This window comes from Niveispirillum sp. KHB5.9, assembly GCF_048066115.1.
Taxonomy (GTDB): Bacteria; Pseudomonadota; Alphaproteobacteria; order Azospirillales; family Azospirillaceae; genus Niveispirillum.
The window spans coordinates 124,330-137,603 of record NZ_JBLTYX010000008.1; the positions used below are offsets into that span (position 1 = coordinate 124,330).

The window sequence follows — 13,274 nt, forward strand, 5'->3', positions numbered from 1 at the left end:
GCTCGACCTGACCTACGACAGGAAACCATATCCATGGCGTTCCAGAAATTGCGGTTCGAGCGGGATGGGCGGGTGGTGCTGATCACGCTCGACCGGGCGGATGCGCAGAATGCCATCGACCGCGCGCTGAATGCCGACCTGCATGCGGCCTGGGCGGAGTTCGCCGCCGATGACGGGTTGGACGTGGCGGTACTGACCGGCACGGGCCGGGCCTTCTGCGCCGGGGCCGATCTGGCCGATTACATCCCGCAATTCCTGGATGGCGACATGCTGAAGGTCCGGGCCAATGTGCCCACAGGGCTGGGCGGCATCACGCGCGGGCAGCATCGGCTGGCCAAGCCGGTGGTCGCCGCCGTCAATGGCTGGGCACTGGCCGGCGGGTTTGAACTGGCGCTGGCCTGCGATGTCCGCATCGCAGCGGAAGGGGCGAAGTTCGGTAGTTACGAGATCCATCGCGGTTTCCACCATGGCGACGGCGGTATCGTGCGCATGGTGCAATCGATCGGTGTGGCCCGCACCATGGATATCGTGCTGACGGGACGGGAGGTCAGCGCGGCGGAGGCCTTGTCCATCGGTCTGGTCAGCCGGGTGGTGCCGGCAGACGCCCTGCTGCCCACGGCCCTGGATTATGCCGGCCGCATCGCTGCCAAAAGCCAGGTGGCCGTACGCTCCGCCAAGGAAACGATTCTGGAGGTGACGGGCCGCACACTTGACGATGCCCTGCGTCTGGAGGCGCTTTACGGCTATTCCAGCGGCGATGTACGCGAAGTGAAGCGGCAGTTGGACAGCTTCTTCGCGAAAAATAGCGGCAGCGGCGCTTAATTTGTTTCAAATCCTTCAGTTTCCAAGGGTTGTGATCTTGCAACCACTAGGCGCCCATGGTCAGATATCGGCAATGACAGGGTAGCAGGCCGATATAGGGTCGGGGTGGAGCGGGCATGGCGCCCTCGGATTCGCCGCTGAAGCTGGCTGACGAGATACAGCGCGACGCGCGCACCATCCTTTTCCGTGGGACCTATGGGGCGGAATCACGGCCGGTGCGCGTGCGCGTCCCGGCCCTGCGCCAGGCCCGCGACATCGCCGCCATCCATCGCGAACATGACATGCTGGGCCGGCTGCATTCCGACCGCGTCGCTGCCGTCCTGACCCTGATGGAATCCGCCCATGGCCCCACCCTGGTCCTGGCCGATCAGGCGGAGGTGCTGCTCAGCGACATGATCCCCGTGGGCGGGCTGCCGCTGGACCGGTTCCTGCCGCTGGCCCATGAGATGGCGACGGCACTGGAGGAGGTGCATGCCCGCGACATGGTGCATCGCGATGTCCGTCCCGCCAGCTTCTGGGTGGCATCCGATGGGGTGACGGTCACGCTCGGCAATTTCTGTCGCGCCTCCCTGGTCCCGAACGAGGCGGCGTTGGGCCTGGGCGCCGGGCGCCTGGACGGGGACTTGCGCTATCTGTCGCCTGAGCAGACCGGCCGCATGAACCGGGTGGTCGATTACCGCAGCGACCTTTATTCCCTGGGCCTGTGTTTCTACGAGATGCTGACCGGCCAGTTGCCGTTCCAGGCGGGCGATCCCGTGGGCTGGGTCCATTGCCATATCGCCCGTGAACCACGCCCCATCCGCGAACTGCGCCCCGACCTGCCGGAACCGATGGGCGAGCTGGTGATGCGCCTGCTGGCCAAGGCGGCGGAACAGCGCTATCAGCTGGCCGCCACCGTGAAGTCGGACCTGGCCACCGCCATGCTGGAATGGCGGGCCACCGGCGCCCTGACCCGGTTCCAGCCATCGCGTGGCGACCGTCCGCGCCAGCTGGTCCTGCCCCAGCGCCTGTTCGGCCGCGACCTGGAGGTGGGCCAGATGCTGGCCGCGTTCGAGCGGGCGGCCGACGGGGCGGTGGAATTCCTGGCCGTGGCCGGCAGTTCCGGCATCGGCAAATCCGTGCTGGTGCGCGAGGTGCAGCGGCCGCTCACCGCCCGGCGCGGCTATTACGCCGAGGGCAAGTTCGACCAGCTGCGCCGCGACGTGCCCTTCCTGGCGCTGATCCAGCCGCTGCGCGATCTGGTCAAGCAGGTGCTGACCGAACCGCCGGAGGTGCTGGCCCATTGGGCCGACCGTCTGTCCCGCGCTCTGGACCGCAACGCCGCGGTGATGGCCGAGGCGCTGCCGGAACTGGAACTGGTGCTGGGCAAGCAGCCGGCACCGCAGCCCCTGCCGCCCATCCAGGCGCAAAACCGGTTCCAGCAGACGGTGGCCTGTTTCCTGCTGCAATTCGCGTCCATCGAACATCCGCTGGTGCTGTTCCTGGACGATCTGCAATGGGCCGACACCGCGTCGCTGAAGCTGCTGGAAGCGCTGCTGGTCGATCCCGATGCCCGCCATCTGCTGGTGGTCGGCGCCTATCGCGATCAGGAGGTGGAGGCCGGCCACCCGCTGACCCGTCTGCTGGCGGCGATCCAGCCTGCCATCCGCACCTCCACCATCGTGCCGCAGCCGCTGGAGCCGCCGCATGTCCGCGCCTGGCTGGCCGAGGCCCTGGGCACCGACGATGCGGAGGTGGTGCTGCTGTCGGAAATGCTGACGGCCAAGACCGGCGGCAATCCCTTCTTCCTGGGCCAGTTGCTGACGACCTTGGCCGCCACCCATGTCATCCGTTTCGATGCCCAGATCGGGTGTTGGCGCGGCGACGTGGCGGCGGTGGAACGGGCCAGCCTGCCCGATGACGTGGCCGACCTGCTGGCCGCCCGCCTGGGTGTGCTGCCCGACCAGACGCAGGATGTGCTGCGTCTGGCCGCCTGCATCGGCAACCGCTTCGAACTGGGCCTGCTGGCCGCCATCTGCCGCCTGACGCCGGAGGTGGCGCTGGTCCGCCTGGACCCGGCGCTGCGCGACGGCTACTGCGTGCTGGTGGAGGATGAGGGCGGGGCTGCCAGCATCTATCGTTTCACCCATGACCGGCTGCACAAGGCGGCCTATCTGCTGACGCCGGAGGCGGAACGGTCGCGCGTGCATCTGGAACTGGGCCGGCGTCTGCGCGACGATGCCGGTCTGGCGGAGCGGCTGCCGTTCGAGGTGGTGCGCCATCTGAACCTGGGCAGCGCCCTGATCACGCAGGAAGCGGAACTGCGCAGCCTGGCGCACCTGAACCATGGTGCCGCCCTCAAGGCGCGCGGATCGGCCGCCTTCGACATCGCCCATGGCCTGTTCCGCTGGGCCATGGAACTGCTGCCCTTGGGTGGGGAGGTGGAGTTCCGTTGGCGCCTGTGGATGGATGCGGCGGAAGCCGCATATCTGGTCCAGGATTTCGATGATTTCCAGGCACGGCGGACGGAGCTGGAGGCGCTGGCCGCCGATGATTTGCAGCGCGCCGAACTGCTGGAACTGGTGGTTCTGGCCAATGAGGCGCGCAACAATTTCAACGACGCGCTGGACGCCGCCGTGGCGGGCCTGCGCCTGCTGGACCTGCCGCTGTCATTGGAGAATGCCAAGCGCGACACGCTGCGCCTGATCGCGCAGGTGTTCTGGCGCCTGGGCCGACGCAGTGCGGCCGATCTGGCGGCGCTGCCGGCGATGCAGGATGCGCGCGTGCTGCAGGTCATGCGCCTGCTGGCCTCGGCCATCCGCGCCAGCTATTCGCTGGCCTCGCCCTTGCTGCCCGTGCTGTCGCTGAAGGGTGTGCTGCTGTCGCTGCGTCATGGCATGACGGCATATGCCACCAACTGCTTCACCGGCAGCGCCCTGATCTTCATCGGCGCATTGAAGGATATTCCGCGTGGCAGCCGGCTGGGCGACACCGCCATGCGCCTGGGCGAACGGTTCGACACCGTGGTGCATGTGCCCAACCATGTGGTGGTGGTCCAGCACTGGACCAGCCCCTTGCGCGACATGGCCATTGTGGCGGCGGAAGTGTCCAAGGAACTGCTGGCCAACGGTTTCTACGACCGGGCTGGCCTTTGTTTGATGGGGGAGATGACCTGCCACACGGTCTGCCGTACCGACCTGGAGCAGGAGCTGAGATCCACCCAGGCCGCCATGGCCTTCGCCCAGCGCCGCGACCTGCGCCTGATCGTGGAGACGGCGCGCAATCCCCTGGCCCTGATCGACCGGCTGCGCCGGCCGGAGGCGGGCGGGCTGGATGCGATCCTGCCCTATGAGGGGCTGGCCGACAGCCGCACGGGCGAAATCGCCTTCAAGATCAGGCAGATGTACACGGCCCTGGTCTTCGACCGTACCGACCTTGTTCGCACCCTGGCGGGCGAGGTGCGGCCGGCGCTGCGCTCGGTCCTGGGATCGGCCTGGGTGGCGCCCTTCCATTGGTACGAGGCGCTGGCCCTGCTGGATGGCTGCGGTGGCCGGGTGCCGGCGCAGGTGCGGACAAACCTGAAGCTCTTACGCCTCTGGGCCCGGCATGCGCCGATGAACAATGCCCACCGCGTCCGCCTGCTGGAGGCGGAGATGGCGTCCCTGACCGGGGCGGGCGATCTGTCGCAGCGGGCGGCCACCGCCTTTGCCGACGCCGTCGACCTGGCCATGGAGGAAGGGTTCGTGGGGGATGCCGCTCTGGCCGCCGAACGCCATGGCCGCGCCCTGCTGCGCCTGGACCGCCGCCGTCAGGCCGCCGCCCAGATGCGGGAGGCCTGGCTGCTGTATCGTCGCTATGGTGCTTTGGGCAAGGCGGCCCAGCTGGCCGGTGAATTCCCCGACGCGCTGGAAGGTCTGTCCGCCGATGGCGGGGCGGAGGATGGCGGCGGATCGCAGGCGCTGGACGTGTCCACCGTCACCAAGATGGGCCAGGCCATCGCCGGCGAACTGGTGCTGGGCCGCCTGACCGGCGGCGTCCTGGATCTGGCCATGGAGAATGCCGGGGCGCGCTATGCCGCCCTGACCCTGGTCGATCCCGACGGCCGCACGATCGCGGCGGAGCGGTCCCTGGGTGATACGCCGGTGGAGCAGGGGGGCAATGTTGCCGGCCGCCTGCCGGAACCGCTGCTGCTCTATGCCGAGCGCACCCTGGAAACAGTGCTGATCGAGGATGCGCGGGTGCAGACCCGCTTCCCCGCCCATCGCCGGTGGGACCGGGCCAATGCCGTGTCGGTACTGGGGGTGCCGGTCGTGCACCAAGGCCGCTGCATCGGCGTGCTCTATCTGGAAAACGACCTGACGGCGGGCGCCTTCACGGCCGACCGGGTGGAATTGCTGCGCGTCCTGGCCTCCCAGGCGGCGACCGCCATCGCCAATGCCCGCCTGTTCGATGAGCTGGACCGTGCCCGCACGGCCCTGCTGGAATATAACCAGCGCCTGGAAAAGGTGGTGTCGGAACGCACCGCCGACCTGGCCCGCCGCTCCACCGCCCTGGAACAGTCCTTGACCGAACTGCGCGCCGCCCAGGCGCAGCTGGTGCAGAAGGAAAAGCTGGCGTCGCTGGGCGGGCTGGTGGCCGGGGTGGCGCATGAGATTAACACGCCGCTAGGCGTGGCCCTGACCGGCGCCAGCTATTTCGAGGAGCGGGTGCTGGAACTGGCCGGTCAGATCGAGGAAAAGCGCCTGACCCGCACCGGCCTGGACGAATTCCTGGCCGACACGCGCGAGGCGGTGCGCACCGTGGTCAACAACCTGCGCCGCTCCGCCGATCTGGTGCAGAGCTTCAAGCAGGTGGCCGTGGGCCAGGGCGAAGGCGGGCTGGAAAGCCTGGATCTGGCGCAATATCTGCGCGAGATTCTGCCGCCCATGCAGGTACTGCTGGAGGCCCGCCAGATCCGGCTGGAAATGGCTTTGGAGGAAGGGCTGTTCCTGCGCGCGCCCGCCGGCGCCATCGCCCGCACCCTGACGCATCTGGTGCAGAATGCCGTGACCCATGCCTTCGACGGGGTGGCGGAGCCGGTTGTCAGGCTGGAGCTGCGGCGCGAGGGTGGGGAAGCGGTTCTGAGCGTGACCGATAACGGCGTCGGCATGGGGCTGGACGTGCGCGAGCGCGCCTTCGACCCATTCTTCACCACCAAACGCAGCGCCGGGGCCACGGGCCTGGGCCTGCATATCGTGCATAATCTGGTGACGGGTTCGCTGACCGGGACTCTGGACATGGCAACCGCACCCGGCCAGGGGACTGGCATCACGGTGCGGTTGCCGCTGTCGGCGGAGATGTGAATTAAAACGCCCTCACCCGCTTTGCGGGAGAGGGCGTTTTCTTACTTCAGCCCCAGCTCCTTGACGATATGCTGCGCGCCATAGACGTTGCGCAGGGCTTCGGCCATGCCGCGCACATCGACCATGACGGTGCGGTTGCGGCGGGGCTCATAGCCATAATCGCCCGACAGGCTGTGGATATTGCCGTCGAACACCAGGCCGATCACCTCACCCTTGGTGTTGATGGCGGCGGAGCCGGAATTGCCGCCGATGATGTCGTTGGTGGAAACGGCGTTATAGGGCGTGTCCAGATTCACCTTGCCCTTGGCCTGGTCCCAGCTGGGGGCCATGTCGAAGGGGAAGGCGCCGGTATTGCGCTCATACAGGCCGGCGATGGTGGTGTAGGGCTTCACTTCGGTACCGTCGACCTCCGTCCAGCCCTGGATCTTGCCGTAGGAGACGCGCAGCGACAGGGTGGCGTCGGGATAGACGCTGTCGCCATAGATGGCGAAGCGGGCCTTGGCGATGCGGGCCTGGGCCTGCTCCACCGGGGCTTCCACTTCCTCTTCCACGGCCTTGCGGGCCGCACGGGCGGCGGCATCCACCACCTTCATCAGCTTGATCATCGGGTCGTCGGACGCGTCCACGGCGGCCTTGCCACCCTCGAACAGGCGCAGCCGCTCGGCCGGGTCGCTCAGTTTGCTGGCCTTGACGGCGGCGGCCGCCACCTGATCCGGCGACTGTTTGCCCAGCACGGCCTTGACGATGGCGTCGTCGGGGCCGAACTGCTCGCGCAGCTTGGTGAGCGAGAAGGTGAGCAGGGCTACTTCCAGATCGGTATGCACGGGGGCCGGGTTGGACAGGCGCTGCTTCAGGGCCGGCAGGCGACTGTCGCCATATTCACGCAGGCGCTGCGCGCTGGGCAGCAGGCGCTCGTCACCGGCGCGCAGCAGCAGGCGGGCATTCATGGCCAGCACGCTGTCGAAGGCGCGCATGCGCTCCAGATGGATCAGACGCTGATAGAGCTGGGCATAGCGCAACTGGGCCTTTTCGATCTGCGCGAACGCGTCGCCCACATCCGCCGACAGCTTGGGATCGGCCGCGATCTTGGCGCGCAGTTCCTGTTCGGCCTTGACCTTGGCCCCGAAGAATTCCTTGTCGGCCAGGGCCAGCTGACGGCCCTTCCACACCTTGATGCCATTTTCGATGCTGTTCAGATCGTCGAAGGCATCGCGGTTGCGGTCGGCATTCTCACGCCCGAACTCGATCAGGCGGCCACGACGTTCCTGTGCGTAGAACAGGAAGGAGGGCGCGACATTGTCGCGGATGAATTCCAGCTCGGCGATGGTGCGCAGGCGGCTGGTGGAGCCGGGATTGCCGATGACGAAGCTGGCATCGCCTTCCTTGCTGCCATCCTTGGACCATTTGAAATGGTCGGGGCTCTTGATCGGCTTGCCATCCTCGTAGACGCGCAGCAGCGACATGTCGAGCGCGTAGCGGGGAAAGTTGAAATTGTCCGGATCACCACCGAAGGAGGCGGCGGCGGCCTCCGGCGCGAAGGCCAGACGGACATCCTGATAGCGCTTGTACTTGTAGAGATTATAGCGCCCGCCCTGGTACAGGGTCACGGCGTCGCAGCGCAGCTTGTCATTGCCGCCGGCACAGTTCTTTTCGATCTCGGCCAGGGTGGCGCGGCGGGCATTGGCGAAGTCCTGGCCGGTCTTGCCGGCGGTGGCGGCTTCGACCTGGGCGGTGACGTCGGTGATCTCGACCAGCTGGTTGATCTCGATGCCCGCACAGCTCTTCTCTTCAGGCCGCGTCTTGGCCAGGAAGCCGTCGGTCTGGTAATCCTTCTGGGCGGATGACAGTTCGGCGATGCAGTCGGCGACGCAATGGTGATTGGTCATCACCATGCCCTCGCCCGACACGAAGCTGCCCGAGCAGCCGCCGGCCAGCCGGACATAGGACATCTGGGCCTTCTTCAGCCACTTGGCGTCCGGCGTGAAGCCGGTGGCCTTGGCGATGGAAGCCGTGGGCACATTGTCGATGGTCCACATGCCTTCATCGGCCTGGGCCGCACCCACCAGCAGGGCGATGGTCGCGGCGGTCGATACCGCCAGCTTCACCGGCTTCACCATGGTTTCCCGTCCTTGTTCTGCGCTCGAATTTTTGGAGCATATTTGGATCGCTGGTGCCCGCGCAGGACGCACGGGCACAGGGGCGGCACCATGCGCCCAAGCCATGGGACCGGTCAACGCCGTCCTGGTGCCGCTTTACAAGGGGTGGATGGTGCCAGGCGGGTCAGCCGTTTGCAGCCCTGCGGCGCATGAAGACATCCAGCGCGCCGTTCATTTCCTTCAGCAGATCAGCCACCATCGGGTCGTTCTGGGCGTGGCGCCAGACGGCCCCCATGCGCGGATGGTCGGCGAACATGTCGATGCCGCCGAAGGCCGGCAGGAACTTTTCCAGGAAGAAACAGGCCGGCACCATGGCGCAGTCGGCCAGGGTGAAGCTGTCGCCCATGCACCAGGGGCCGTCGATGAAGGTCTCCAGCCCGTCGCGCCCGCGCTTCAGTTCCGCCAGCTTCTCCCCCACCAGCTTGGCATCGCGGGTGGCCGGGTTCATCTGGCCCAGCAGGCCCAGCAAAGCGGGCAGGATATAAAGATCGGCGGCACGGCTGATGATGCGGGCGCGGGCGCGGACCAGATCGTCACCGGGCAGGATGCGCTTTTCCGGGAAGCGCTCATCCAGGAATTCGCAGATCACCTCGGACTCGATGATCGTGGCTCCGCCGGCATCCAGGGCCGGCATCTTGCCATAGGGATTGATGGCCAGATATTCCGGCGATTTCAGCCCGCCGCCCGGCGGCGGGACCAGCGGGATGTCCAGCCCCTTGTACCGGATGGCCAGCAGCACCCGGGTGACATAAGGGCTCAGCAGGACACCATAAAGCTTCATGATCCCAATCTCCGGTCGGTCACCCGAACTGCCTTTTCCCCTACATAGCGCGATGCGGCGGCGGGGGGTAGGGGGGATCGCCCATGACAGGACCGCATTGCATCCCGGGCGATGCGGACGAGCCCGGCCATGCTGACCCCGATCGACGCCAGCCCGGTGCGCTTGCCCGCACCGACGGCGTGCCGGTGATGCAGGATCGCACCCGCCTGCACCGGCAGACGATGCGTCATGTGCGGTTATAATAGCGATTGCTTGACCCCGCACATGGCTTGCCGCCATCAAGGGTGATCGCTGAAGCCGCCGGGATTGCCCATGCGCCCTTCCATCGCCCTCTGCCTGTCCGCCATTCTGGTCGCGATTCCCGGTACGGCGCTGGCTGCCTCCATCCCGCCGGGATTTTCCGCCGGGCTGGCGGGGCCGGTGCTGACCTATGTGCATCTGTTCGGCCTGCTGGGATTGGGCCTGTGGCTGGACATGCAGGGCAGGGGGACGCCTGGGGCCGGCGCCGGACTGGCGCTGGCGGCCGGGCTGATTGCCGGGCTGGTGACGCGGGCGGGATTGCACCTGCCTTTTGCCGGGCTGGCGCTGGAGGCGTCGCTGGTCGTGCTGGGCGGGCTGCTGGCCGCCACCCTCAACCTGCCCGCCGTGGTCGGACTGGTCATGGCGGCGGCAGTGGGGGCCTTGCACGGGATCAGCCTGTCGCAATGGGGCGGGCCCGCCACCAGCAACATTCTGTTCTGGCCCGGCATGCTGGCCGGCTGCGTGCTGGTCCTGTCGTCGGGGGTGGGATTGTCGGCCACGCTTTACCAGATCGGCGGGGGCAAGGCCTCGCGGGTGGCCGGTGCCCTCATCGCCCTGGCCGGTCTGCTGATGCTGTTGAATATATTGTGACAAAAAACGTTGGATATCGGCCACAGGGCCCCGACTTTTGTCGCCCCCTATACCATTTCGTCCCCGTACCGGTTGCGCGGGGTCGGTAGCAGGCGCACCATGGTATGATCGAAATCCACACAGGAAAGGGCGCTCGCCATGCCCAATCCATCCGACCCTCCGACCTGTCCGCCCGAAGCCGTGCGTAAGACCGCCTTGCTGCGACGACGCCAATTGCTGGGGATGGGGCTGGGTCTGCTGGCGACCCCGGCGGTCCTGGCGGCACCGGGCGAACAGGTGCGGTTCTTGCAGATCGGTACCGGCACCACGGGCGGCACCTATTTCCTGATCGGCGGGCTGCTGGCCAATGCCGTCAGCAATCCGCCGGGATCGCGCCCCTGCGACCGGGGCGGGGCCTGCGGCGTACCGGGCCTGATCGTGGTGGCGCAGGCGACATCGGGTGCGGTGGAGAATATCGGCCTGATGCGATCACGCCGGCTGGAATCATCCCTGGTCCAGGCCGATATCGCGCATCTGGCGCTCAATGGTGCGGAACCGTTCCAGAAAGCCCCCTATCCCGACCTGAAGGCCATCGCCAATCTCTATACGGAGACCATCCATCTGGTCACACGCGCCAACAGCGGCATCAGGACGCCCGCCGATCTGAAGGGCAAGCGGGTGGCGCTGGGCGAACAGGGATCTGGTACCCTTGTCACTGCCCGCGCCTTGCTGGCCACCTACGGCCTGTCGGAAAAGACCATCAAACCCTTTTATCTCAGTCCCGCCGCCGGTGGTGACCGGCTGGAGGAAGGGGAGTTGGACGCCTTCCTGATCGTGGGTGGCTATCCGCTGCCGGCCGTGGCCGATCTGGCAAGGCGCGTCCCCATCGCCCTGGTTCCCTTCAGTGACGACCGTGCCATGCAGTTGATGAAGCGCATGCCGCATTTCACCGAGACCCGGATCGAGGCCGACACCTATGAGGGCGTGCCCGCCACCAAATCGCTGGGCGTGGGGGCGGTCTGGGTGGTGCGCGGCGATCTGAAGCCGGAACTGGTGCATGACATCACGGCGGCACTGTGGAACGACCAGACGCGGTCGATGCTGGATAATGGCCATCCGCGCGGCCGGTCCATCCAGCTGGCCACGGCGCTGACCGGTCTGCCGGTGCCGCTGCATCCCGGGGCGGAGCGATTCTACCGTACCAAGGGGATGATCAAGGGCGAGATGCCGGCCCCGAAGGTTCCGGCGACCCACTAATTAAATTGTTCCCCGGGATATCTGTTCGCTTTCCAGGCTTGACCCCTGGAAACACACAAAGATAACCTTCTCACGGATGATCGCTGCGGGAAGGGTGCGGCCGTGGAAGCGCGCAAGGCGGTGAGGCTGTTGCCGATGCCCTTGTCCGGCCTGTCGGGCACGCTCTTGGGCGGGTTCGTGGTGCGGCTGGCCGGCTGGTCCATGCTGATCGTGCTGGCGCTGACGGCCATCGGTTATTCAACCATTTACGACCGGGCGGAACGCGACGCGCTGGACCGGCTGCAGGCGCATCTGCTGGAACGCGGCCGCACGGAAAGTGCGATCTTCAAGCTGGCCGCGTCCAACATGGAACTGTTCCGCGACCGGTTCCTGGCGCTCTATGCCGATCCCGCCATCCTGCCCGACCCGGATTTCGATGCCTATTTCCAGCGGGGAGCCGATGGGGCGACGCGGCTGCGCCCGGAATATTTCGATGGCATCGTCGACAAGGATGGTATCCGGCACAATGGAAGCACGGGTTTCGTTGGCGCCAACCAGAAGGATATTCCGGCTGAGCTGAAAAGACGCCTGGTCATTACCCATCATGTCCTGGCGCAATATGGTCCGGCCTGGCAGAACCGCTTCATCAATACCAATATCAGCATGCCGGAAAACGCCATGCTGATGTATTGGCCCTCCTTCGCCTGGGGGCGGGAGGTGGAGGCCGACCTGGACATGACGGCCTTTTCCGTCATCCGGTCCACCCTGATATCGGAGAATCCGCAGCGCCGGCCGGTCTGGACGCCGCTTTACCATGACCATACGGCCAAGGCCTGGATGGTCACCTATCAGCTGCCGGTGGATTATCAGGGCCGGCACCTGCTCAATGCCGGGCATGATGTTTCGGTTGCCGATCTGATGGACCGGCTGATCACCGATCATCTGCCCGGTTCCTATAATTTCGTGTTGGCGGCCGACGGTCATCTGGTGGCCCATCCCTTATGGATGGACCGGCTGCGCAAGGAACTGGCCACCATCAATCTGGAAAAGCTGGGTGATCCCGGCCTGCTGCGTGTCCATGCCCTGATCCGCGACAGCGTGGAACGGCGCAAGGCCGATCCCGGCCCCGACGACAATGTCTGGATCGTGGAGGATGCGGCGGACGATGCCTATCTGGCCGTGACGCGGCTGGAGGGACCGGACTGGTGGTTCATCGCCCGATATCCCAAATCGCTGGTGGCGGCCACGGCGCATCAGGCGGCCAGCGCCATCATGGCCATGGGCATCGCCTATTTCCTGGCCATGCTGGCCCTGGTCTTCGTGCTGCTGCGCCGGCAGGTGGCCGGCCCCATCCTGCAATTGAAGCAGGCGTCGGAACAGGTGGCGGCCGGCGAGTATGCCGCGGTGGCCGATGGCACGACGCCGCTGCCGACGGCGGCGCAGGACGAGATCGGCACGCTGGCCCGATCCTTCCAGGACATGGCGGCCCGCGTGCGCGAAGCGTCCGACGGGCTGGCGGAGCAGGTGGCGCTCAGGACGGAGGCGCTGGAGGCCGCCAACAAGCAGTTGGAGGAATGGAGCCTGCATGATGCGCTGACCGGGGCCTATAACCGCCGCGCCTTCGATGCCGACCTGCGCAGCGTCTTCGATCTGGCCCGGCGCCAGGGCAAGGCCCGTTTCGCCCTGATCCTGGCCGATATCGACCATTTCCAGGCCTATAATGACGCCTATGGCACCGCCGCCGGCGATCAGGTGCTGCGCACCCTGTTCCGCACATTGACGCGGCAGGTGGGGCAGGGCGACCGCGTCTATCGCCATGGCGGGGCCCGCATCGCCATGATCCTGACCGAAGGCGAGGCTGTGGCGCTGGACGGGCGGGTGCGGGAAATCCTGGAGGGGATTGCGGAATTGGCCCTGCCGCATCAGCAGAGTCCGCATGGCATCGTCACCCTGTCTGCCGGGCTGGCGCGTTACAAGACCAGCATGGACGCCGCCGCCGACATGGTGGGCCTGGCGGAAAAGCGGCTGGACCAGGCGCGGCAGGATGGGCGCAACCGGCTGGTGGCGTGACGCGACGCTTTCCCGCCG

The 13,274-nt window shown here is 66.7% G+C and carries 8 protein-coding genes; 6 read left to right on the forward strand and 2 right to left on the reverse strand.

The window, feature by feature from the left end:
- The first annotated feature begins 33 nt into the window (after positions 1 to 33).
- Together ACM9HJ_RS15265 and ACM9HJ_RS15270 are read left to right on the forward strand one after the other, a co-directional pair.
- Complete coding sequence (locus tag ACM9HJ_RS15265; RefSeq protein ID WP_416572605.1) at positions 34 to 822, forward strand: enoyl-CoA hydratase/isomerase family protein; 789 nt, start codon at positions 34 to 36, stop codon at positions 820 to 822.
- Between the two features lie 116 nt (positions 823 to 938).
- Positions 939 to 6,143, forward strand: coding sequence for an AAA family ATPase (locus tag ACM9HJ_RS15270; RefSeq protein WP_416572606.1), 5,205 nt, complete (start codon positions 939 to 941; stop codon positions 6,141 to 6,143).
- Positions 6,144 to 6,184: 41 nt separating this feature from the next.
- Here ACM9HJ_RS15270 and ACM9HJ_RS15275 read toward each other — a convergent pair whose 3' ends face one another.
- Positions 6,185 to 8,260: a S46 family peptidase gene (locus ACM9HJ_RS15275; protein WP_416572607.1), complete on the reverse strand. Its 2,076-nt coding sequence runs from the start codon at positions 8,258 to 8,260 to the stop codon at positions 6,185 to 6,187.
- Between the two features lie 163 nt (positions 8,261 to 8,423).
- The gene (locus ACM9HJ_RS15280) at positions 8,424 to 9,080 is read right to left on the reverse strand and encodes a glutathione S-transferase family protein (protein WP_416572608.1); all 657 of its coding nucleotides are present in this window, start codon (positions 9,078 to 9,080) and stop codon (positions 8,424 to 8,426) included.
- A gap of 83 nt (positions 9,081 to 9,163) precedes the next feature.
- Here ACM9HJ_RS15280 and ACM9HJ_RS15285 point away from each other — a divergent pair, with 83 nt between their 5' ends.
- From ACM9HJ_RS15285 to ACM9HJ_RS15300, 4 genes are all read left to right on the forward strand, one after another.
- On the forward strand, positions 9,164 to 9,322 hold the full coding sequence (locus ACM9HJ_RS15285; protein WP_416572609.1) for a hypothetical protein: 159 nt from the start codon (positions 9,164 to 9,166) through the stop codon (positions 9,320 to 9,322).
- Between the two features lie 70 nt (positions 9,323 to 9,392).
- Positions 9,393 to 9,971 carry a HupE/UreJ family protein gene (locus ACM9HJ_RS15290; protein ID WP_416572610.1) on the forward strand — a complete coding sequence of 193 codons (579 nt, stop codon included), beginning with the start codon at positions 9,393 to 9,395 and terminating at the stop codon, positions 9,969 to 9,971.
- A 138-nt stretch (positions 9,972 to 10,109) separates the two neighbouring features.
- The gene (locus ACM9HJ_RS15295) at positions 10,110 to 11,207 is read left to right on the forward strand and encodes a TAXI family TRAP transporter solute-binding subunit (RefSeq protein ID WP_416572611.1); all 1,098 of its coding nucleotides are present in this window, start codon (positions 10,110 to 10,112) and stop codon (positions 11,205 to 11,207) included.
- Positions 11,208 to 11,309: 102 nt separating this feature from the next.
- On the forward strand, positions 11,310 to 13,256 hold the full coding sequence (locus tag ACM9HJ_RS15300) for a diguanylate cyclase domain-containing protein (protein ID WP_416572612.1): 1,947 nt from the start codon (positions 11,310 to 11,312) through the stop codon (positions 13,254 to 13,256).
- Positions 13,257 to 13,274 lie beyond the last annotated feature (18 nt).